Source organism: Acidobacteriota bacterium, from assembly GCA_034211275.1.
In the GTDB taxonomy this organism is placed as follows: Bacteria; Acidobacteriota; Thermoanaerobaculia; order Multivoradales; family JAHZIX01; genus JAGQSE01.
The window spans coordinates 1-23,490 of record JAXHTF010000035.1; the positions used below are offsets into that span (position 1 = coordinate 1).

General features: G+C 61.0%; 14 protein-coding genes. 3 read left to right on the forward strand and 11 right to left on the reverse strand.

The window, feature by feature from the left end; translation table 11 throughout:
* On the forward strand, positions 1-419 hold a 419-nt coding region (locus SX243_08180), incomplete at its 5' end, for a hypothetical protein (GenBank protein MDY7092934.1).
* Positions 420-860: 441 nt separating this feature from the next.
* On the opposite strand, the gene SX243_08185 is transcribed toward SX243_08180, so the two are convergent.
* The 9 genes from SX243_08185 to SX243_08225 all read right to left on the reverse strand — a co-directional run bounded on the left by SX243_08185 (position 861) and on the right by SX243_08225 (position 17,423).
* A complete protein-coding gene (locus SX243_08185; GenBank protein ID MDY7092935.1) occupies positions 861-1,643 on the reverse strand; it encodes a serine protease in 783 nt (260 codons plus the stop codon).
* A gap of 45 nt (positions 1,644-1,688) precedes the next feature.
* Positions 1,689-5,639: a tubulin-like doman-containing protein gene (locus SX243_08190; protein MDY7092936.1), complete on the reverse strand. Its 3,951-nt coding sequence runs from the start codon at positions 5,637-5,639 to the stop codon at positions 1,689-1,691.
* Between the two features lie 28 nt (positions 5,640-5,667).
* Positions 5,668-6,087: a hypothetical protein gene (locus SX243_08195; GenBank protein MDY7092937.1), complete on the reverse strand. Its 420-nt coding sequence runs from the start codon at positions 6,085-6,087 to the stop codon at positions 5,668-5,670.
* An 18-nt stretch (positions 6,088-6,105) separates the two neighbouring features.
* Positions 6,106-7,944: a hypothetical protein gene (locus SX243_08200; protein MDY7092938.1), complete on the reverse strand. Its 1,839-nt coding sequence runs from the start codon at positions 7,942-7,944 to the stop codon at positions 6,106-6,108.
* Positions 7,941-8,285 carry a hypothetical protein gene (locus SX243_08205; protein MDY7092939.1) on the reverse strand — a complete coding sequence of 115 codons (345 nt, stop codon included), beginning with the start codon at positions 8,283-8,285 and terminating at the stop codon, positions 7,941-7,943. Before SX243_08205 ends, SX243_08200 begins: the two co-directional genes overlap by 4 nt.
* A 947-nt stretch (positions 8,286-9,232) precedes the next feature.
* Positions 9,233-11,218: a hypothetical protein gene (locus SX243_08210; GenBank protein MDY7092940.1), complete on the reverse strand. Its 1,986-nt coding sequence runs from the start codon at positions 11,216-11,218 to the stop codon at positions 9,233-9,235.
* Entirely contained in the window at positions 11,215-14,103 is a 2,889-nt protein-coding gene (locus tag SX243_08215; protein MDY7092941.1) for an Hsp70 family protein, read from the reverse strand. The genes SX243_08210 and SX243_08215 overlap by 4 nt, the downstream gene beginning before the upstream one ends.
* Positions 14,104-14,304: 201 nt before the next feature.
* A complete protein-coding gene (locus SX243_08220) occupies positions 14,305-16,764 on the reverse strand; it encodes a serine/threonine-protein kinase (protein MDY7092942.1) in 2,460 nt (819 codons plus the stop codon).
* A 62-nt stretch (positions 16,765-16,826) separates the two neighbouring features.
* Positions 16,827-17,423, reverse strand: coding sequence for an ECF-type sigma factor (locus tag SX243_08225; GenBank protein ID MDY7092943.1), 597 nt, complete (start codon positions 17,421-17,423; stop codon positions 16,827-16,829).
* A gap of 214 nt (positions 17,424-17,637) precedes the next feature.
* Here SX243_08225 and SX243_08230 point away from each other — a divergent pair, with 214 nt between their 5' ends.
* Positions 17,638-19,014, forward strand: a complete 1,377-nt coding sequence (locus tag SX243_08230) for a hypothetical protein (protein MDY7092944.1) — start codon at positions 17,638-17,640, stop codon at positions 19,012-19,014.
* 77 nt (positions 19,015-19,091) lie between these two features.
* Here SX243_08230 and SX243_08235 read toward each other — a convergent pair whose 3' ends face one another.
* Both SX243_08235 and SX243_08240 read right to left on the reverse strand, forming a co-directional pair.
* Complete coding sequence (locus tag SX243_08235) at positions 19,092-21,167, reverse strand: hypothetical protein (protein MDY7092945.1); 2,076 nt, start codon at positions 21,165-21,167, stop codon at positions 19,092-19,094.
* 72 nt (positions 21,168-21,239) lie between these two features.
* Entirely contained in the window at positions 21,240-22,994 is a 1,755-nt protein-coding gene (locus SX243_08240; protein MDY7092946.1) for a CHAT domain-containing protein, read from the reverse strand.
* Here SX243_08240 and SX243_08245 point away from each other — a divergent pair.
* Positions 22,890-23,246: a hypothetical protein gene (locus tag SX243_08245; GenBank protein MDY7092947.1), complete on the forward strand. Its 357-nt coding sequence runs from the start codon at positions 22,890-22,892 to the stop codon at positions 23,244-23,246. The two genes, SX243_08240 and SX243_08245, sit on opposite strands and share 105 nt — an antisense overlap.
* Positions 23,247-23,490: the final 244 nt, after the last annotated feature.

The window sequence follows — 23,490 nt, forward strand, 5'->3', positions numbered from 1 at the left end:
ACGAAGTAGCGGTAAGTGCTCGGGGAGCTGTTGTAGAGTGTTGTGGTCTCAAAGCCTTCGGAGTGGAGATAGTCGATGTCCAGCTCCGCGAGCAGGGTACCGGCATCGCTCTCGACCTGTTTGTGTCCGAAATAAGCATGAGGTTTCGAAACCTCGGCATCGGAAAGCTCGAGGAGGGTATGCGCATCGAGGTCTCGTGGGTTTTCGCCCCAGTCAAGAATCAGGCGGGCAGCCTCGCCGGCCGTCAGAACTGGGGAGAGGGGGAGCTGGAGCCGGATGGTCTGCCCGGGGGCGGTAGCGAGAGTTCGCTCGCCTCGGCAATAGCCTGGTGCCTCGCCGGCCAGCTGGTAGTCTCCCTCGGGCAGGAGCAGTTCATATCCTGTCTCGATGGAGCGTGGGGAGGCCGGGGGCTGATCTAGCCGGGCTTCGCGCAAGGGGTCGCCCGTGCGCCCGTCTACGACTTCCACCAACACTCGAGTGTGTAAGGACTCCAAGGCCACCTCCTGGCGGGTGAGCTCTAAGGGGGCGGCTAGGAATTCTGTCGTCGCGGGGCGGAAGCCCTGAATTTGGACTTTCAGAGACTGCGGGCCGCTCTGGATGCGGTCGATCCAGACGCGTTGGGAGCCCCCCTGCGATGTCACCGGTTGAGAGAGAGCGGTCCCACGGCGTTGATCGGTAATCGTCGCCACGGCTCCAGTGAGATCCTGCCCGAAGGTAGAATCTGCCACCACGAGCTCGATCTGAGCGGGCTCGGGAAGAAACAAAGGCACCACAGTCGCGACAACGGCCACGAGCCACAGAGCTAAGAGTAACCAGCGCACATCTATCCCCCCTTACTAGTTCCTAGCGTGCTTCTGTGCTCAAAGGGGTCGTCCGATGCGGTCCTCATAGAATTGAGCGAGCACTGAGCTGGGTACCACGAGCCCCAAGCCCTCGCCCCCTTGGGCCGCGTCGCCCTTTTTGCTGGCGACTCCCAGTACTGTCCAGTCCGTCATGATGAACACGGGGCCACCGCTGTTGCCAGGGTTGAGGTCCATGCCGGAGGTGAAGAAGACTCCGTCGCGGAAGCTTGAGATCAATCCTGCCCCGGAGATCGCGGATTCGTCCACCGTAGAGGCCCCAGGGGGATAGCCGATGGTGATCACCTCGACGGCGCCGGCGGCTTGCTCGAAGAGAGAGGAGTTGGAGAGGGGTAGGGAAGCCAAGTCCTGGTCGCCGAAGGAGAGGAGGGCTAGGTCCAGCTGGGTCTCGTCGGAGTAGCCAGCAAGCTCGGCCGGGTATTCGAGACCTCGATAGTCCACTAAGACCATCTCGCTGCTGCAGGCTTGGTGATCCTTGACCACATGAGCCGCTGTCGCGACATATCCTGGGGCCACAACGAAGGCCGTTCCGGAGGACAGCCCGGTGCCGTCACAGTTTGGCACACGGATGTTAAGGATACTCTGCTTAAGTCGCTGGAGATTCTCCGGTTGGATCGGGATGTTGTCGGAGGGGGTGTCCGTGGGTGAAGCTGCTCCTGGGGGAATGAGCACATAGTGCCAGCGAGTGGCGTCGAGCCAGGCCAGTACCGTTGTGACGGGAGCAAGCAGCAGGAGTACGACCAAAAGGATGGTCAGAGGGGTTCGGGATTCTTGGCGATGCATCTGGTTTTCCTCCGAGAGCGAGACGAAGTCCATACGAAGTCAGATTCAAAGTAACCCGTCACACACAGAACATTTAGGACCGGGGTCGACCATGGAATAGCAGGTTGGGCACTCCACTTTTTCGGTGTCCGGAGAGGAGGCCATGACTTCTGCTTCAGCAGGTGGAGAGGGGGGATGCTCCTGGGTATTGGAAACAGTAGCTGCGGTCGTGGAACCATTGGCCTTTTCCATGCTGCTTGTTACAGGCTCTGGAGCGGGGGCTGCGAGGTCATATCCGCACACCTGACAAGGAAAGTCCTCCTTGTAACCCGACCAACTGAAGCACTGGGGACATTCGATCTTGGAGTCTTGGCGCATGGGTGTACCACAGCTCCAGCAATGGCTTAGATCATCGGGGACCCTTTGCTCGCCGCAGTGCTCGCAGGGCACATGGCTCGCGATGGTTTGGCTGCAGTGAGTACAGAAGACTGCCCGAATATCGAGGATCTCGCTGCAGTTCGGGCAGGGACGTTCGCCTTCGGGGCGAAGATTTTCTTGGGAGCTCGGTGCCGCGGGTGCCGGATAGGATCGATCTGCACCCATCAGTTTCTGGCGGTCGAGAACCGGCGCTTCGAGGAAGGCCCGCTGGTCCACTACGACGCTCTCGGTCTGAACTTCGAAGCGGCCGGCCATGCGCACGTGGGGTCCGAGAGCCTGCAGATACTCCTCATAGGTCATTTCCTCTCCTTGCTTGCCACGGCGCTTGGCATCCAGGGCCTCCCGGAGCTTCCGCCGCTCCACCTCGGAGGGAAAGATGTTCTGAAGCTCATCCCGGGCGCTTGCCAGTACCGCATACTCTGGCGAGTAACGCATGAGGGTCAGGTTGGAAACCCAGCCCTCGTCTCGGAGAGGCGGATAGACGTGGTAGAGGTAAAAGTCCAGGAGGAGTCCATAGACCCACAGCAGACTTTGGGAGCGCAAGGCCTGGAGGCTCTCCTCCGCAGCCAGGAGGAGCTGGCGCCGATCCGTTTCGTGGGCATCCCGAGCATCACGGAACAGGGCATCGATGGCCTGGTTCTCTGTGCCCAGATGCACATCTTCATAGCCCAGAGCTATCTGCCGACTGTAGCTATAGTGCAAAGTCGACTGGTTGCTTCGATCAGGGATTTCCTTGATTTTCAGCAAGCCGAGCACGCGAGCCAAAACAAAGGCCTTGACAGAGTTGGCATACCGCTTCGCCTCCGCCGCTGTCTTCGGCAGTAGATCGCCGAATTGGAAGCGATTCTTGTCGAAGTGCAGATCGTCTTTGTCTTCAGTGCCCAGATAGGCACTACGCATGCCTCCGGGCCGGGTAATAGCACCAGGATAGAAGATCGGCACTCCAGCCAACTCGTTGTAGAAGAGGATGGCGTTGCCGTTGGATTTGCCGGTGTTCTGAAAGCTTGGCGGCGAGTCACCGGAGGATCGAATCGTGTCGATCAACTGGCGGAATTCGGGAAACCGTAGAGTGTTGTCCTTATCGACACCGATGATGCACGGGCGCTGGTCGGCAACTACGGGACGAATTCCTACGTGATCAACGCCTGTACCTGCGGGCTCAAGCCACACCTTCGCCAATTCGTAGGCATTGCGCACCAGGCGCTCTCGACGTCCGTCATAGCGCTTATCCATCAAGATCTCTAGGGCTTGTGGTTGTTCTTCCTGGGAGATGAAGTAGTCCTTACATTGAGCGAGGATCAGGTCCTCAAGCTCTGCCGGTGAGGTGTGCTGGATCTGCGCTATGGCAGCGCTCACGGTGTCGACCTTGAAGACTCTTTGGAGCAATTGGTTCCCCACCGATTGCAGAGTGTCTTGGTGCTTTGCTCCCTCACCGGTCCACCGCTGGAACCATTGGTCGAAATCGCTTCGTTGATAGAGGCTCACAACAAGCTCTGACTTACGCTCCGCCGCAAAGTATTCCTCCTTCTTGCGAAACCTCTCCTCGAGTTGAGCGAATCCGGAAAGGAGCTTCCAATACCGTCCGAGCAGACCATTCCCCGTGACATCGTCCTTGCCTAGGAAGTCGTCGACGGCTTCGCAGATCGACTTGCCACGCTTGGCAATCTGCTTCTTGGTCCGCGAGTAGTAGTAGCCGTAGAGAGCTCCCGGTGGTGCCTCTTCGTCGGCCCCGGCCAGCTGGTCCAGATCCCAGCTCAGATTAGCTTTCCGGAAGAGGGTCTGCTGCTCGTGACGGTTCATATCGAGTTTGAGCTGTTCCAGCCGGTACCCTTGCCGCTGGATTTCGTCGCGCCACGTCTCGATCTCGGTCTCGAAGTGTGAGAGGTAGGGGAAGTTGTCGCTACGCAACAAGCTCTTGAGCTCGCGGAGTAGCGAGAGAGTGTAGGCGACTCCATGCTTGGGGTTGTCCGCGGTTGCTCGAGCAAGCTTGTCGATTCCGCCGGTGACTCGCTCCAAGTACTCGCGGCGGTTTGTTTCGAGTTGCCGAATGGCCAAGCCCCACTCGTCTGAATCTTCGCTGTCTTCCCGGGCATAGAGTTTGTCGAGTTCCTCCAGTTGCTGCTCGAGGACTCTGCTCTTCTGGCCCACGGGAGTGGCTTCCAGCAGCTGACGGATCTTCTGAGCCTTGCTCCAGAGGAAGCTGTTGAAGGTCCGCCCGCCTTCCTCCTGGTAGACCGAAAGAGCATCTTCGATGTCGGATCGTTCGATAACCCCTCCACCGTCCCGGCGTTCCAGCCGCCCTTGAGCGAACCGTACGTCCTCGTTCGTAAGAAAGCGGGTGAACAGACGCTCCAGCGGATCTTCCAGCAGGTTCTTCTGCCAGAAATCGAGAATCTGGATGGCCAAGCGGGCACCGCAGGCGCTCTGGAGCCGATCCGTGGGGAATTCGATGCTGGCATAGCCAAAGGAGCCGAAGCGGGTGGGGAAAGTGTCTCCAACCACATTGCGCTGATCGCCGCCTCGCTTGCTACGCAAGGCCTCGTTGAGAAAGTTGTGAGAGTAGACGTCGAGGGAAAAGTTCACCAAGTTGATGCGGGTAGCCCTCTTGACTCCGGCGAAGGTTCCTATCGAGTATTCTTGGAACAGAACATCGGCGATCATCTGGTAGGCGTCCATCTCGCCGCCGTTGGACGGGATTCCGATGCCCCCCTCGTTGGTGCCGTCCACCAAGTAGGTGACATCGAAGGGAGGAGGCTGGAGAGATTCCGGAGAGTTTCCATCCCAGTTGGCGGTAAATGTGTGGCCGAAGCAGTAGTGGTTGAGCTCCATTAGGGCTGCGTATCCGTTGCCTTGGACGCGGTTGCCCCCGGCGTAACCGGCAAAGAAGCTGGGGAGCATCAAGATGCCTGCCAGCGTACTCTTGCCGAAGAATCTCTTGAGCAGGAAGCCCATATCGAGGAAGGTGCCGCCGCCGGTTCCGCCCGCTAAAGAGCAAACGACGAAGATGTCCATTCCGTTGGGCTCAAACTCGAAGCCCAAATCGCCGACTTGGTTGAGGATGGCAGGATCGCTCAAGTGGCGGCGGGCTCGATCCAGGCTGGATGAGATCTTGTTGAAGTTGGGAGCATGGTAGAAGGCTAGACGACTGGCAACCCGTACCTGGCCGGCTCCATCGCCCAAGTTGCCAAGGTCGGCGATCTTGCCGCTGCTGGGGAACCAACGCTTAATGTGAGGGTAGGTATGAAGGTGCTCTACATATTTGCCCGTGCCGCCATCGATGGTGAGATCGATGCGCTCGGAGGGGCGAAAGCGGACATCTTCGTGGAGGGGATCATCACTCGCTGGGAGATCGTATTGTTGGCGGGCGTTTAGGGTGCCGTCAGTATCCAAATGCAGATACTGGATGAAGGGCAAGGCCGAAAGGCTCCCATAGCGCTCCACGATAGAGCGTCGGAGGCGAAGCAGCACTTCCTTACCGGTGCCGCCAAGCCCTACCATCAGTGTCGGGCCAACAGGCTTGCTGTCGTCTTTCTTGGCGGCCGGAGCCGCCTGCAGGATGTGGTCGAGAGCTTGAGTCATTGCATTCTCCTCAGGGGTTGGCTGAGCTTCAGCGACGCCGTACGAAACTGATCAGGAACCAGATCGAGAGCAGGCCGAGCAGAGCCAGGGAAGACCACTGCAGCCACAGGTAGTAGAAGCCGTAGGTGAAAAAGGTGTAAGTGCTGAGGTGCCACCAGGTAAAGAAGTAGAGCAACACACCGGGCCAGAAAATGGCGCGGCTGCCAATCTCTCCAAAATGGGGCAGGAGGCGCGGGTAAAGAAAGCTGTAGAAGAAGAACCAGATGATGGCCGTGCCGAGGAGTACCCAGAACCAATTGAGGAACGGGTTGCCCGAAGCGAATAAGCTTTGGCCACTGGCAGGAGGAGGTATCAATAGGTGCAGGATGGCACAGAGAAGTCCAGTCTGAGTTCCGGGAGTTCTCAATGGTGGGGCGAATCGGCGGAAGAGGGAGAGCTCTGGAGTCATGAGACGATTCCTCTCGGTTTAGGGTCTGGAGATGGTTGGCCTGCGGATAGACGACGAGTCGATTTTTGAGGCTACGCTGGGCTGACGCGCTGGAGAGGGACTGTCGGGAGAGCCTCCGGGAGGCCCGGGCCGTGGAGGTTCTTGCGTTTTGTGCTGCACGGGCCCCCCGCCCACGTGCAGGATTTCGAGTACTTCTAATACTTGTTGGTCAGGCTTGCGGAGGATGATGTCGTATCGGCCTTCGGATCTAGAGGGCTGGACACTGACCGCGGCGGAGCTCTGGTTGGGCTCGAAACGCCCAGGGTCGGTCATGCCACGGCGGAGGCGGCCGAGGGCATGCCCCCGAAATTGAATGTTCGTGAAGGTGAGCCGGCGGAGCGAGAGGATAGTCTCTTCGCCAGCGATCAGGACTCGATAGCTTCGCCGGTCGGCGAAGAACCAGAATAGAAGTCCGACTATGCCGAGAAGCACCAGGAAGAGGAGGGCGAAGAGAAGCATTCGGCCGTAGCCAGTCGTGAGCTCGAAGGCTACCGGCTCGGGATTGGATACTTCGCTCGGAATACGGATCCGCTGCTGGATTCCGAAGATCTCCGGTGCGGCATCAGCACCGAAGATGCCGTCCATCTGGCTGCGGTCGAAGATCGCTTCAAGGTTCGAGAACCGTGCCACCACCTGCCCCTTGTAGGGGACGGTTAGGCCTCGGGAGGCTGATCGAAACCAAGCCGAGAGGCCACGAGTTTCCAGGGGAATGGCTCGGTTTGAAGTGAGCGTTGCTTGGAGCGGAGTCCACTTGCGAGGTGCGATTGGCTGCAGCCTGGCGTGGTGCGGATCGAAAAACTCTGGAGGAATCGGTTCAAGTCCGAAGTCTTCCTCAGCCTCCCCGACGGGCCGAAAATCTCCCTCCGGTAGGAGCGTAAACTCGCCGCCGACTACACGATGCTGGGTCAGTCGGCTGGAGACGCTGCCACGCAGGATCAGCTTGACGATTTGCCGCTCGCGGAAGAGCCTGTGCTCTTGCTGAACGATCTCCACATCGAGCTTGGGCTTGAGCTCCAACTCCAGAGCACCAAAGCTCAGATCCTTTAGCTTCCAGTAGGCCCGGTCAGGGAAGAGGGCGCCCCCTCCGGCGCGTCGTGCCTCTAGCAACGCACTGCGGAACTTGTTGTCGTAGTACCGTAAGACCGCCGGTGAGACCTCTTGCTTAGAGATGAGGATGCCGTAGACCGCCAGGCTTCCCTGCTTGTTGGCTACGAGCCGATCAAAGGAGAGCTTGTAGAGGTGAACGGCTCGGTAGCGCTCGGTACCGGCGAGCTGGCGAAAGAATCGCTGCACGCCCTCGTCTGGAACGCCTCGGCGCTCTTCGACGATATTGTCGGTGATGAGCCAGACGATTCCTTCGAAGCCTCGGGTGCCCACCTCTAGGCTTTCCGAGATGTACGTCTGGAGGCCCTGCCGTGGGAGCTTGTCGACGAGGCGTTGAAATCTGAAGGAAGTCAGTGGGACCGAAGGTTGGAGGGTGCGAACGTCTCCGGGGGAGAAGGCGTGGCCCGAGGTGAAGGTGGCGAGGGAAACCTCAGAACCGCCGAGGACCGTCTGCGCTTTCACAAAGTCGTCGAGCCAACTTCCAAACTCCGGGTATTGCGCGAAGAAACGGCCCCCGGACTGCGCTAGGCTGGCGTGAGGCGTTCCCGGCGGTTGGTATCCGGGGTACATGCTGGCGGAGTTGTCCAGGAGAATGCGAATCGAGAGATCGGCGTTGAGGGTGATCTCTCCTTCAGTCGACATCCCTAGACAAAGGGTTAGGAGGAAGAAGCAAGCTCCTCCAAGGAATCTTGCTGTGGGGAAGAGCTGTTTCATGAAGGCATGACCTCATAAAGGGCCACCGTGCCTTGGGAAGTGCCGGCAGCTAGGTAAGGCCCGAAGGAGGCTAGGGCAGTGACGGCATGGCCTGCCTCACCAACCCGTAGCTCGCGATGGGCATGAGAGCCTTCGAGGTCGAAGAGGCGAACCCGGCCGTCCTGGAAGCCCAAGGCGACGGCGCGGTCGCGAAAGATGACCGGTTGGCCTACGACACGTGAGCCTTGAGGAAGGTCCTCGTGCTCTGCGACATGAGCAAACCGGAGAGATGTAGTGCTCACCTCGATGCGTTCATCCAGCGTGTTGAGAGCAAAGACCTTCACGTCCTCGCTCAGTTTCATGGGGTCCTGGGGGGGGTGGATGCGGCAGAGTAGGTCCTGGGAACCAAAGGTCGCAAAGAGCTGATCGCGCCAGAAAGCGATGGGCTTGTGCCCGAGGTCCGAAGCGGGCAGCTTGGGTACTCGCTGGCTGCTCACGGATAGTGCTGGGTCGTTCAGGCGGATCTGGTGGTGGAAGACCCGGTCCCCTTGTTGGGAGAGAAAGAAGAGAAGACCCCGGTGCCGTTCTGCGGCTAGAGGGCTGATTCGATCTGCGACCAACAGACGACGAGTGAGCAACGGCTCTCGGCTCGATATCCGACTGAGGCATGCGAGTTCCTGCTGGCCCGAAGACTGCGCCAGGTGGAAGAAGAGCCTGTTGTGTAGAGCGAGAAGAGCATCCGTGGGACGTCCCGGCACTTCGATGACCCATCGCGGTTGGCGCTTGGGCTCGTGCAAGCTCAAAGCGCAGAGAGAGAAGGCAGTGAGAGCCCCTGCGCGGCCGACGAAAAGGGTGGAGGCGTCGATACAGGGATGACAGCTCAATGGACCATCGGCTTTGAGTCGTTCGGCGAATCTGTGCCGTGGAGCCACGATCTCGATGCGACCGGACTGAGCTACGGCAACCAGGTGGTCATCCCATGAGAGCAGAGACAGGCATGTTTCTCCCAGTTTGAGCATGCCTCGTTCCACGGGTAGGAGCTTGGATTGCAGCAAGGGCTTTGGCAGTCGGTGGGGGTTGAGGCCGAGCCGCTGTGGGCCACCCCGGAACCCGGACCAATGGAACTCGGCCTGCGCCAAAGGAACTCCACACCGATGGCAAAAGTTGGCGAAGGGCCGGTTGTAGGAACGGCAAGAGGTCTCGCCACATCGTTTCAGTGGGTGGCGGCACGAGGGGCAGCTGGTCAGCCCTTCGTCCAGCTCAGGACTCGTGCATTCGGGGTAGGGACAACGCATAAGGCTCGACCTCTTCACCGTCGGTTGACCACGACTTCAGGTTGCTGAATGACTTGATTCTTCTTCGCGTCTCGGAAGCCCACCCGCAGGACAGAGACGATCACTCCGTCCTCGTGGTGCTGAGAGGACTCGGCGGAACGGCCGATATGCTGGGACCGATCAAAGCGCGTTCTGCCGGGCACCGTGGGGATAACCTCGATACCTCCCTGTACCAGAATCTCTTCGACAAGGCGCTTCGCGTCCTCCAGATCCGGAGAACGCCCCAGGAACTGGCCTTCCCAGTACTCGCGGAAGAATTGGTCAGCAAATTCTCGGAACTGCTGGCGAATCCACTGCCTCAAATCGAACTCGCGCAGGCGCCGGCCTTCTTCTGTATTGAGGAGGTGGAATAGGTGCAGAGAGTAATCACGAAGGCGGAATAACTCTCGCTCACTTGAACCTTCTTGTTGGGGAGTCTCTTCTGTCGAGGGTCTGGGTAGTAAGCTCGCGCGTATCGCATTCATCTTCGCTTGGCTGTGCTTGAGTCGGATCGCCGGAGCAGAGATTCTTTCGAGGTTCTCCTTGAGTCCTGGGTGCTTCAGCAGGTTGCGGGGAAGGTCCCTGCAAACAATATCAAGAGATCGGCTCCATGATGGCCCGCCTTGATCTTGGTCTGTGGGCGCAGCTTCTCTGCTCAAGGTTGACTTTGCCTGCTTCCAGAGTTGCGCTAGAAAGTTCCTTTCAAGCTGTATTAGGGCCTCGTCTGATTTATGCTCGTTATTTGCTTCATTTGGCGGACGACTTAACTCCACTTTTATGGCATCGACTCTTTTGTTGGTGTCGCTCAGGAAGTCCTCGACACGGTTTATCCTCCTCAGAATGGTCTGGCTCGGGGTTGCTCTCGTGTCCGGGGTGGGGTTGCTTGGGGCTTGCCAGTGCGATGTGGGAGTCTTGGTCCCAGTCGTCCGTTCTCTGAGACTGGGGGCAATTTCTTTTTGATTATCTGTCAAGACCTGTCGGAGGCTGGTTAGTTCTTGCTGCATTTTCTTGAGGTCGGACTTATCGCTCGCTAGTCGTTCTGCTTGGGCTAGGCGGCTGAGCAAGTCGCTCACCTTCTTTCTCGTTGTCGAGAGCCCCTTCTTGAGTCTGGCTATTTCTTCTTTAGCCAATCTTCCCTCGTCGGGGTCTGCTCGCCTTCTTAGTCCTGGTATTCGCACCAAGTGAAGCAACACCGCTAAGATCGTGAGTAGGATGCAGGCTAGGAGGGCTCCTCGAGTCCAGGGCGGCGAGGGTTCCCAGCCGGAGTCAAAAAGCTTCTTGAACAGACTAAGTTGTTTTGGGTCCAGGAACTCACTCGGAGAATGCCGATGACTTCCTACTGATGTCTCTACTGATGTCTGACGGTCTCTTGACGATTGGATCACTGCGGAGGTCTGTAGGAGCCTCACGACCTTGTCCAAGGAACCCATGCGCTCGTTGTCGTCATTGGGGCTTGTTCTGACTTCCCTCAGTGCCTGCAGGAGTTCGAATTGGGCAGTGCTCTCTTCATCAGAATTTGCGGCTTCCTGTGCAGCCATGACTATCTCGTGGAAGCTTTTGGGTCTTTTTTCGGTCTTGTAGAACTCTCGTATTGCTATTAGAAAGGCGGCTGCGCTGTCTAAATTTTCGGCTTGGGATGCTTGGGCTCTGGTGCTTTCATCATTCACTTTTGGGAGTTTTGTAAGGAACTGGTAGAGGTGGCGCCCAATCATTCTCGATTTAGTGTTCCATTCCGTGCGACTCGCCTGGTTCGAGAGGTATCTAGGCAGCGCTTTGCTCGCTCCCTCAGGAGGCACCTGTCCCTCTTCGAGGGGCTCTAGCCAGGCTTCCAAAGACTCATCGGCTGCCAGGGAAGCATTGGGTAGTTGCCAGAGGAGTAGGGCGACAAAGAAAATCAGTAGTGTTGTCATCTTCCCTTTTTGGCTTCGGGCAAGTCTGACCACTGGTGGAGTTGTCTTTGAGGTTGATTCCAGCATTTTCATCCCATCCAGTCCATGTCGTCTGTTACTTGGAGGGGGCGCAGCTCAACGGGCTCACCATCGAGGTGAACGAGGAGCCGCCGGTTGATGTCGACGGCGAGGCGGAGGTCTAGGGGGTCTTTACGGTCAGTCGAGACTTCCTGTTCGAGTTCTCCGAGCTTCCGAATTTCAGGATTGTTCTTGATCTGAGAGCTCAAGCCACCGTTTTGGTAGAGCTGGACGCGTAAGCGCCCCGATTTGGGTATCTCCTGGCGTTTGTACCGCTTGGTTTTCTCGACCGGGTAAGTCTCTCCCTGGGCAATGATCTCTTCCAGTTCGAATCGTCCGAAGCCCATATGGCGAGCAACCCCATAGGAATGTGGAAGGCGTCGTTTCTGGATGAGTCGGATCTTGCCCGAGCCTTCCGGCTGATCTCGCAGGCGTCCATAGAGAGCAGCGCCTTTGGCCACGCAGACCTTGAGCAGACTCTCGTCCAGCACGATCCGATTTGCTTCGTGGGCCTGTGGGAAGAGTTGAGCGACCCGCTCTCGGACTGCTGGCATGAAACTTTGCCGTCCTGCATGGAACACAAAGTCGATCTGATCGGGGGTGAGCTCTGCGAGATGGAGGGTCTTCTCCAAGAGCGGTCGAATCCCTTCCAGGGCCTCGTGGAGGCGCTCCTCGAGCTGATTCCGAGTGCGGGTGATCAGGAGGGGTTCGGAAGTGGAGACCAACTCGTTGCCCCTCAGGTGGCAGAGGGCTTCTGGGGGCAGCTCGACAGTGATTGGGTCATCATTGCCGAGGGTTGGATCAGCCAGGGCAATCTTGAGCTTCTCGGCCGCATCCTTCCAAGTTCGGCGAGCCCTTTCGATTTGATCCCAGACCTGATTAGGCCAGTTTTCCGAGGCGCGACGCTTCTCGATTTGGGCGTGATTGGCTCGAATGAGGGAGTCGTCAAAATCCTCAAAAGCTAGGGAGGCCTGAGCCAGAAAGTCCCGGATCAGGAGAATATCTAGATGGTCCCCGCCGAGGCGGTTGTCGCCGAAGTTGGCGAGTACGCTCAGGCCGATGCTGTCGTCTTGCAGAGCCGCTACCTGAGCTATTGAGATGTCCAGCGTGCCGCCACCGTAGTCGAAGACCAACAGATGCATCCCTTGATCGCGGGCGATCAATTCTTCCAAGTCGCTGTGTAGGCTCCGATGGTCCGCTAGATAGTGGAGGAAATACAGGGCAGCTGCTGAGGGCTCATCGAGGATCATGCCCTCGCTCACTTCGTTGCCAAGTTGGTCTCGGAGCTCCCGGGCGACCGTCTCGTCCAGGTTGTTCTCGGCTTCCAGGCCCGCCAGCTCGCAGGCTCGGAGGATGCTCTGGATCTGTGGACCATAGAAGTCGGCGGGCACGGTCACAATGGCGCGACGGATGTCGAAATAGGATCCGGTCAATTCTTGGAGCTTCTTGCTTGCCAGTGCAGTCAGCTGGCGAAGAATGAGCGCTGCCAGCTCCTCGGGCTGGTAAACGCGATCAAATGCAAGCCAGCCCTCGTCGTAGCCCATGATCCGTTTGACCGACCGCACGGTGGGGCCTTCGCTAACGCGGATCTCGGATCTCGCCTCATAGCCGATCAAGTGCGAGCCGTCGGGACCGGTGAAGGTGAGAACGCTCGGAATCAGGGGTGAGGGCTCCTGATTCTCGTTCTCCACCTCGACCAGTACGGCGCTGTCGCTATGCGGATCGAAGACCGAGACCACCGAGTTGGTGGTACCGAAGTCGATGCCGATGTACTCGGTGTACTTCTGCAGCTCGAAGACCTGGACCTCGATTGGGATTTGTAGATTCTCTTGTTCCCCTTGCACCTTTACGTCGACCGAGCCCTCATGCGCCCCGGGAGTAAGCTCTTCAGCGGAGCAGACGACCTCAAGGGGAAGGATCGAGTCTGCGGTCTTTTCTTGTCCGCCTCCCGATGCGGATCGCTTGTCGGGAGCAGCTAGAGAAACGGAGGTTTCCAGCTTGGGTACATGAATCCAGGGTTGCTCCGTGTGGATGTCTTCGACCTCGATGTCCACCGTGCCCTGGTTGCGGAGCTCGATCTCAGCGCGGTGCCGGTCTCGAGACGAGCCCTCGAGGCGGATCCGTTTCGGCGAGGCGACCAGGCGGTAGCGATAGAGAGAGACCCGGGCCGGTACGAAGAGCTCATCGTGATTGGAGAAGAGGAGACGAAATCCTGCAGCTTTAGAGTCACCAGGATCTGGTTGGTTCGTGTCCCAAGAGACTGGGAAGGTCATAGCGCTCTTGGGACCGATGCGGGCCGGCAGTTCTACAGCACCAAGCACTAGCTGACTGCTTCCCTCGGCGGAAATCTGCTGCACTGACAAGGGCATGGCACCGTCATTGCGAAGGATCAGTTCTCTGTGTTCTACGCCACCTTCGCGAAGCTCTCCGAACTGCACCGGAGCCACAATGGGTTTGGGGCCAGCCTTGACCGAGACAGGGAAAGGCAAGAAGCGGCGCGGGTCTTCGTCGACTACGAGGCGGCAATCGAGGTGTTGGTCTTGACCACCTTTGGGTAAACGATCCGGAAGAACCTGGAGCTGGATGCAGCCTTTGTCACCTGCGGCAATGGTCAGTTTTTCCGGCTGGATCCGTATCCAAGAGACTCTGGAGCTCCGCACCTCGATCTGGAGAGTCCGGTCCTCCCGGTTGAACAGGAGCAACTGTTTCTGCCGAGCTCTGGCGAGAGAAGCCAAGAAGACCAGTGAGGCCGGCTTGATCTCTAGGGCGAGCTGGAGCTGACCGCAGGCGCAGCAGTAGTTGTCTTCGGGGCGAACGAGCCATTCGCCACAGGTGGCGCACGGAGTGCTCTGGGCAATAGAGACTTCGGCGGGCTTAGATGCAGTGGTCTTCGGAGCCATCCTTGATCGTCCTCGAGCAGGCACCGGGTGGGATACCTTCGAACCCATTCGGGCTTCGACGGAAATCTCCCCACCCCGTCATGCTTCGTTTCTACAGAAAGCGAAGAGACGGTGACTCAGGGGTCAGATCTGGAGGATTCTTTTTGGATTAGGGGGGGGAGGAAGGCAAGCTAGCGCTCGAGGTGAGCGGAAGTATCGGTATCAAGCGCCGTGGTCTGTATCCGCCTGGTGGCCTACCCACTCCCCCCACCGCTCCCACGCCTCCCGCGCCGGCCGCGCATCCTCCCCGCGCGCCTCGGCGATCACCTCCGCGGCCCCTTCGAGGTAGGGGCGGGCGGCGGTGCGTTGGCCTTGGGCTAGGAGGGTGGCGCCGAGGAGGCTGCGGGCGTCGGCGATGCGCCAGGCGTTGACGGTGTTTTTCCAGGTGGCCTGGCGGTCGAGGATGCTGCGGAGGAGGGATTCTGTGCGTTGGAGCTCGCCGCGGCGGAGTAAAACGCCGGCGAGGTAGGTCTGGAAGAGAAGGGTGTCGGAGTGGTCCGGCCCTTGGGTCTGGAGGCTGGTTGCGATGGCGGGCTCGAGGAGGGATTGGGCTTCCTCGAGATCGCGTTGGGAGCCGCGGCCGGAGAGTGCGTAGCCGAGGTAGGCGGCGGCGCTGGCGACTTTGATGTTGGAGGTGTCGAAGGTCGCTTCCCGGAGGGCGAGGGCCTCGCGGTAGTGGGCGATGGCTTCGTTGGTCTTGCCGCGGGCGTCGAGGAATGCGGCGAAGTTGATCAGGCCCGTCGAAACCTTCTCGTGGGTGGGGCCCAGCACCTTCCGGCGCAGCTCGAGGGACTCCCGTAGGAGCGGCTCGGCCTCTTCGAGGCGGCCGGCGCCATAGAGCATGACGCCGAAGCCGCCGACAATCTTGGCTAGCTCAGCGGGCTTGGCGTCCTCGCTGGATCGGTAGCCGGCGATGGCCTGGCGATAGCGGGCCTCCGCCTCCTCGTTTCGTCCCTGTTCGCGGTATACGCCGGCCAGGTTGGCGGTGATCTCGTAGGTCTCGAGCTTGTCCACATCCGGATGCTGGGCGTGGATGGCCAGCGCCTGCTCGACCAGCTCGGCGGCTCGATCCAAGTCTTTCTCGGCGAGATAGAAGAGCGCCAGATTGTTCAGGCTCGAGGCGAGCTCTCCGGGAGTGGTTCGCGCATCCTCCCGTCGCAGGGCCAGCGATCGGTCGACCATCTCGTGGCCGCGCTCGAAAAAGCCCAAGCGGTAGAACTGGCGCCCGATGCGGTCATAGATCAGAGCTTGATCTTCGTTCGGGACAAAGCGTTCGTTGGCCAGCAGCTCCTGCATGGCGGTACGCACCGCTTCGGCAGCGGAATCGGTACTGGTGGGGTCGTAGACCTCGAGGAGCTCCAGGTAGGCGTCTCGGATACCCAGGGCGCGGGTCTCCTGGGCTTCGGCGCGAATCTGTTGGGTGAGGGCGATGACCCCGGCGGTGAGAAGTAGGACAAGGATCACGGCGGCGATGGAGAGCTCGCGCCGCCGCCGGCGGACAAACCGGCTGAAGACGTAGGACCAGCTGTAGGGCTGGGCTTTGACCGGATGCCCCCCGAGGTGGCGGCGGAGATCCTCGGCGAGAGCCGCAGCGGAGGAGTAGCGCAGGTCCGGATCCGCCGCCATGGCCTTGAGGGTGATGGCGTCGAGGTCACCGCGCAGCTCATTGGGCTCCAGGTAAGAGTCGTCGAGCTCGAGGTCCGGGCTGGCGGCGCGGGCTCCCTCCAGCACCTTGGAGGGGACTTGTAGGGGCGCGCCGGGATCGTCCGGGGCCTTGGGGGCGCGGCCGGTGAGGAGCAGGAAGAGCAGAGCGCCCAGGGAGTAGACGTCGTTGGCCGAGGTCACCGCCTCGCCGCGAGCCTGCTCCGGGCTGGCGTAGGGCGGCGTGCCGAGGCGTAGACCGAGGCTTTGGGTGGCGCCGTCGGTGCCCTGCTGCAAGACTTTGGCGATGCCGAAGTCCAGCAGCTTGGGCTCCCCCTCGCCGGTGACCAGGATGTTGGAGGGTTTGAGGTCGCAGTGCACCACCATGTGCTGGTGCGCTACGTGGACGGCGTCGCAGACCTTCAGGAAAAGCTCCAGGAGCCCCTGCAAGTCCGGTCGCAGGACCCGACGGTAGGCGTCGAGGCGTGTGCCCTCCACGGATTCCATCACCAGATAGGGAAGCCCGTCGTCGGTGGCTCCACCGTCGAGCAGGCGGACGATATTGGGATGGTCCAGATCCGCCAGGATTTGCTGCTCGGTGCGGAAGCGGCGGACGAAGTCGCCGGTGTCGAAGCCCCGCTTCAAGACCTTGATGGCCACTTCCTGGTGGAATCCGCCCTGAACCCGGCTGGCTTTGTACACCACCCCCATGCCGCCGCGGGCGATCTCTCCATCGAGACGATAGGGACCGATGCGCTCCCCGGCCCGATACTCCGGCGGCCGGCCGGCGATGAGGTCGACGATGGGGGTCTCGAAGAGCTCTTCCGCCTCGTCTTCCAGGTCCAAGTAGGCCCGGAGCTCGGTAATCAGCTCTTCATCTTGTTGGCAATGGCTCGCCAGATAGGGTTCGCGCTCGTCCGGTGGAAGGTCGAGGACTTGATCGAGGAGAGTTTTGATCTCCGGCCAGCGTTCCGTATTCATAGTACCTAGTTCTTGAGCCTGAGCGCTCTTACTTAGGTAGCGTGGCGGTGAAGGATCGGGGGTCAATCGTCCCGGGTCGGGGGAGCGAGATCTCCCAAACGCCGGCGGAGCCACAGCTTGGCGGTGCGCCACTCGCGCTTGACCGTGGACTCGGAGATGTCCATCAGGTCGGCGATCTCGGCGACGTGGAGGCCGAGGAAGAAGCGCAGGGTGACGATGTGGGCCTGGCGTTTTTCGATCCTCTCCAACTCCTCCAGGGCGTGGTGGAGATCCAGCAGCCGCGCGTTGGTGGGGGTGTCGGAGAGCAGGTAGGCGATGCCCGACTCCAACGAGATGTCCGACACCCCGCCGCCCCGCTTGGCCGCCTTGCGCTTGCGGGCGTAGTCCACCAGGAAATGCCGCATCACCTCCGCGGCGAAGTTGAAGAAGTCCACCCGGCTGTCCAGCCGCACTTTTTTCTGACCGCGCATCCGGAAGTAGACCTCGCTCACCAGCGCGGTGGGCTGGAGGGTGTGGGTGTTGGATTCGCGGTGGAAGAAGAAACGAGCCATGCGATGCAGGTCGTCGAAGACCAGCGGTACCAGCTCGTCTAAGGCCGACAGGTCGCCGGCGCTCCAGGCCTCCAGGAGACCCGTGATCTCACTCGGTTGTCGAAGCATTTCAGCGACTCAGTATAGCGCAGCCCACAGGGAATTCCAGGCCGTCTGCGAATTCTCGGCGGGTTCTTTTCCCATTTCCAGCCACTGACCCGCCTTTGCCCGTTAGGTGTGGGTGAAGGCAAACCCATGACGCGTCATGGCCTTCCCGTGAACGTGGCCCGGCTCGATGCCGGGCCTTTTTTCACCCCGGGGCTTCCCGCCCCAAGGAGGCATCATGAACGCATCGTTCTCGAAATTTGGACTTTCCCTCGCCCTGATCCTGGGCGTTCTCGCATCGTTTTTCCCCTCGACGGTTACGGCAGACTCGGCAGCCTGCGACCAGGCTCAGTGGCTCGACGCCGGCGAAATCTGGTCGTCTACCGGCGCGCCGGACATCGCCTCGGAGGTGCTGGCGGTTCGAATTCCAGCGGCCGGTTGGCTCGCCGTCCAGGCGTCGGCGGACTTTGCCGCTGCCGGCGACTCCTTTTGGCTGCAATTCCTCTCCCCCGACTGCGATGACTCCAGTCTCGTCACCGCCAGCCCTGGCACCTATTTGGGCCGCGGCGTGGTGCGGGTGGAGGAGCCCGGAACGTTGTTCTTGCGCATCGGCGCAGTGGCGCCCCGTGCTGCGGTGGAAGGATTGGATCTGCGGGTGAGCACCTACCTCTTCCCTGCCGCCGAGGAGCTCTTCTTCCAGGCCAAGGATGGTGGTCCCGGGGACGGCACGGAAGTGGAGGACCCGGAGGCCCAGCCGATTCTCTACTCAGGAGCCGCTCGGCTGAGCCGGATCATCGGCCAGGACGGCGGTCCCGGGGACGGCACGGAAGTGGAAGATCCGGAGATCCAGCCCATCTTGGGTCCTCGGGACTCCTGCCTCGCCGCAGCCTATTCGACCGGAACCTTCCTCAATCTGATCGGCCAGGACGGTGATCCCGGAGACGGCACGGAAGTGGAGGACCCGGAAGCTCAGCCGCTGGTGTACTCCGGTCGCCAGAGGGCCGGCGGGATGCAGAACGTCATCGGCCAGGACGGCGGTCCCGGGGACGGCACGGAGGTGGAAGACCCGGAAGCCCAGCCCATTCTGCTGCCGCGCCCCGGCTGCCAAATGGAGTCCTACCGCCTCGCCGTTACGGTGGAGTCCGACCGCGGCGGCTGGAGCTTCGACTCCAAGGATGGCGGTCCCGGTGACGGCACGGAGGTGGAGGATCCGGAAGCCCAGCCGGTCCGTGGAGCTGGCAACGGCCTGTCAGTGCAGGCGATTCCCTGCGCCGCCGGCGAGCCCGCCAACGACCTGATCTTCTGCGCCGCCGACTTTGGTGCCGATCAGATCGTCGAAGGCCGCTTCGACGACGCCAGCCTCGCCGTGGACCAGGATTACTACTCCTTCCGCGTCGACGGTTTGGAGGGAATCCGCTTCGACATCGAGGCCTCCGGGGCTTTCCTCGGAACCCTCTTTGACAGCAGCGGGCGCAGTCTCCAGAACTGGGCTCACGGTGGCCGGACCTCGACGCTGGAGGTGATCCTCGTCCCCGGTCGCTACTACCTGCGCCTGGAGGGTGCCGATGGCGGTGCCTATCGCATCCGGCTGACTCGGAGTGACTCGGGGATCTGAGGCTCTCTGTCCATCACCAAGGTGGGACCCCGGTTCCGTCCATCGCGGGCGGGACCGGGGTTTGTTCGCTTCCGCTGTCAGTCTTCCTCGGATCGTACGAGGAGAACCTCCCGCTCGCTCAACAGGGTCTCCTCGCCCTCCTCGTCGATCCCATAGACCTCGAAGCTCAGCTTGGAGTAGCCCTCGATCTCAGCAGAGAGGAGAGGCAGGGTGAAGGAGTCGTGGGCTTCGAGACCGGTATAGCGGCGAATGAGCTGGCCATCGGGGGCGAGGAGGTCGATGCGGTATGCGGCCGGCACCGGGTCGATGCTGGAGAGAATGAGACCTACCTCGATCCGCGGGCTTCCGGTTCGAATCTTCAGCTGGTCAGTGCCGCGAGAGCCCATCTCGAATTTGACCTCACCGTAGGGCGGGTTGAAGATGGGCATAGTGAGTTGGTCCACCGTGGTCTGAAGCTGATAGACCTGCACGCCGAGGCCCACCGCTACCAGCGCCAGGATCGCCGCCACCCATTGCAGCCACGGCCTTGAGAACCGCTGCTTTTCGGACGGCCGGTCATCGGACGGCCGCCGGAAGGGCAAGGGCTGTTGTCGGAGTGTTCGGTGAGCTTCGGCCGGGCCCTCTTCGAGCCATTCGCGGTAGGTGGGGTCGTCTTCTTCTGAAACCAACCGGCCTTCGGCATCGGGGCTCGCCAGGGCTGCGTGGAGCAGTGGGAGATCCACCTGGGAGACGAGACGAGCCTGGTCGAGGAGGTGCCGGGCCGCCGGCAGCCGGTAGCCGTTGCGGAGAACCCAGGGCTCGTCGGAAGCTTCCTCCGGCAGGGGCAGATCGTCAGGGCCGAGGAGCGGCACGGTATCCACCGGCGCACACAAGAAGGTTTCGCTGTTCGCCGCCAGCTCGAGGATCAGCCAGGACACTCCCGGGACGTCGGCCTCGGGCAGGTACACGATGTCGCCGGGGCGCCGCGGAGCATCGGACTCGCCCTCCCGCTCCTGCGCCAGGGCGGCGCGTAGAGCGGCCTGGGCGCGTTGGCGGGGCGAGTTGTCCGAGGATGGATCGTGCATCGGCGTCTCCTGAGGCGGCGTCTCCTGAGGCAATGAGTCCATTGTCTCCCGACATTCCCGCAATCGCTCACCCAGAGTCTCCAAAAGTCCCGGAATGCGCTCCCGCGGGATCTGCAGCAGGCTGGAAAGCTCCCGATAGGAGGGTAGCTCGCTGTCGTCCGTCTTCAGCTCCTTCACTTCAGGGCTTTCGGCGGCGAAGCTCTCCAGGAACTTCCACAGCCGCTCGAAGTAGCGTCGGGTCTTGGCTCGAAGCTGCAGGTGCTGTAGAGCCTTCTGCACGCATTGGCTCAGCCAAATGAAGCGGCGTTGGGCTTCCGCGGCCTTGGCTGGATCCTCCGGAATGGCTCGATCCATGCTGAACACCGTTTCCGCCAGCCGCCCAGCCCACCCCTCGCGGACTTTCTGCTTGAGGGGCGCCGCGAGGTCCCCGAACCGGAAGCCCGGCCGTTCCGGTTCCAGCCAATCCTTGAGCTCGTCGCCCAGGGTCTGGACGAGATCGGAGAGCTCACGGTGGGAGGCGGTGACCAGGGGATCGAGATAGGCACCGCTCCAGCGCTCCGCCAGCGGGCTGGGATCCACCGCCAGCATCAGGTCCGGCGTCAATCCCGGAACCCGCGCCAGCAGCGAGTCGTTGCGCACCCGCGGATCGCCCTGCACCAGCACCAGCCCGCCCCCTTCGAGCTGGTGCTGGACCACCCGCCGCAGGACCTCGAAGACTCGGAAGCCCAGGGGATCGTTGTCCCGTTGGACTTCGAGCAGGAAGTGGCGGATGTTGAGGGCCACGATGCCGTCGATGGTGTCTTTGACCTCCGCCTGCTTGCGCAGGCTTTTGAGGCGTTTGACAAAGATGAACTCGAAGCATTGGGCCGCCAGCTCATCGAGGGCGTCGGCGTCGCTTCTCAGGGAAGTCCATTGGTCGTAGCCCACGATGCCCAAGTAACTCGGCGGCGCGGTCCAGCTGCCCCGCCGCTTGAGCTCTCGCACCAACATTCCCCGCAGCGCGCTCCAGACCTCCTCGAAAAGCTCCGAGCTAGCCTCGGCGGCCTCGGGGGTGAGCTGGCGGACGAAGGTGGTGAGGGGGGTGGTCATGGGGTGTTCTCCGGCTGTAGTTCCTAGAGCTGGAGTGCGCTGGCTCCGAGGGGTGCCCGTCCTGGCGGCCCCTCAGGCGTCTCCTGGTGAAAGGTAGGGGAGCATGGGCCGAAGAGCTGCTTCAGCGGCCATGATCAGAGCATCGTCTAGGCTGACGTCGGTTCCTGTGGTGGTTTGTCGTTGTTGGACCACTACGGCTTGATCGCGAATGGCCCGCAACTCTAAAGACAAGGTCAAGCTAACTTCGTAGTAGTCCTGGGAAGCTCCGGACAACTCCCGGTAGTCGCCAGCGGCAACGAGCAAGAACTCCGCTCCCCATGGGGTCTCCCCGTCTCGAGCATTCGGTGCTCGGTAGCCGTTGATCAGGTCTTGCGCGAGGGAGGTCGTCAACGGGGCTTCAATCGGGGTCGAAGCTGCCGAACCGGCCAGGGCGGCTCGCACGGCAGTCCGGAGCTTCTCGCTGACCTGGCCGCTGTGCTGGTCGAGGGCCACGAGGACGACCTTGCCGGGGATCAGGGGCTTGGATTCGAAGGTCGAGAAGGGAGAGGTATTGGCCTGAGGCTGTTCCGAGGCGTTGGGAAGCTCGGGGCTGCTCGCGCTCTCGTTGGGGGTGGGCTGTTTCTCTGTTGCTTCGTCAACAGGATCGGAAGCCTCTTCCGAGACCGGTCCTTGCTGGATTGATCCGGGGTCCCAGTCATCGGGCTGAACGCTCAGGTAGACGACGACAGCGCCGAGAAGCACGATCGCCCAGGCGGCGATGAGAATCGGAGGGCGCCGCCACATGGCCCGCGCTGGCGAGGGCCTCGAGGTGTCGCCCGGGCTGCGCTGTGGTTTGGGCGGTGCATCGGGTGGGCGAGCCGGCTCTGGGAGCTGGGCGGAGGCGGTTGGCGGCGAACCGACAACCCTCTCTGGGGCGCTTTGCGCTACCTTTTCGGCCGCTAGCTCTGGTTGTCTGGGCAGGCTTCCGAGGACGATCTGAGCATTCAGCGAACCATAGAGACGATAGGCCAGCCAGGCGAGGTTGCCGGGATCCTTTTCGTGGAGCGTCCTACGAGCCTGCAAGACGGCTTCGCCGAGGAGCTGGCCTGCTTGCAGACTGCTGTAAAAGGCCTTGATGAAGGCCAGGGCGCTCTGGTCACCGACGGACCAGGCCGGAGCCAGGAAGGCGCTGCAGCCGCACCGCTGGATCCAGCGGTGGGCCCAGCCGTCGAGCTCGGTGAGGGATTGGCCGATCTGGCCTACCTGGCAGGCGTTGAAGACGACCAGCGGACGATTCTTTTCGAGCTTGGCTTGTACCGAAGAGGTGAGCTGGCGGGCGCGGAAGGATCCGTCGAAGAGGAGGATCTTGGCCTCGCTAGGGCGCTTGGGGTCGTGCTGGCCGTGGCCGGCAAAGTGGAGGAGGTCGAAGCTCTGGCTCTGGAGAAGGTCGATGAGTTGAGACGAATCCTGCGCGGTGGCTGGGGAGAAGTGCAGGCCGTCGATCTCTTGGGCGAAATCTTCGAGGAACTGACGTTCTGATCCTGTGCCCTGGAGCTGCTCGTCATCGCCACCCTGGATGAAGAGTAGATTCTCGATCTGCCGATCCGGAGCCAGGGGCCGCTCCCCGGCGAGCCAGCGACCGAAGACATGCCGCAGGCACAAAAAGGAGTCGCCTTCATCCGGAGGATGCACCATCTCCCAGTGGATCCAAGGCTCGTCGGAAACCACGAGGAGCGTCCTCACTTGGTCTCGAACGCTTCGATAGATGGTCTGGAGCTCTCTAGGAAAGAGCTGGTGGTAGAGGTCTTGGCCCAGACCAACGAGGTCGCGAGCAATCTCTTCTCCGATCCGCGGATCGCCATCTACGTCGTAGCCCCGGTTGAGCAGCTCCAATTGCTCGAAGTGGTGCCGTCGGAAGGCCTCGGGATCGTGGATGGGCTTGCCTCGAATGGGTTCTCGATAGAAGCCAACCCTGCCGGAAGGGGAGTTGAGGGTGAATTCGAAGTAGCGCTGTCCTCGGCCCCAAGGAGTGGCGACGTGAATCTCCAGGTCTACTGGCTGGAGTTGGGGAGCAGGCACTGGTTTCGGCGGCATAGGTGAATCCTTCTCGTAAGAGAGCGAGAAATGGGCTCAAGAGGGCTCATTCGGATCCTCGGCTGAACCGAAAAGAAGTCACCGGGAATCTCAACTCGGATAAGTAGTGATTCAAGAATACAACAGCTACAAATATTCCGGCTCATGGCCCGGCCGAGATGGGGGAGGAGCTGAACGATGGTCCGGGGAGGCGGGATCCGGGGAGCCCGACTCGAGGTGGTGGGGAAAGTCGGAGCGAGGTAGAATCGAC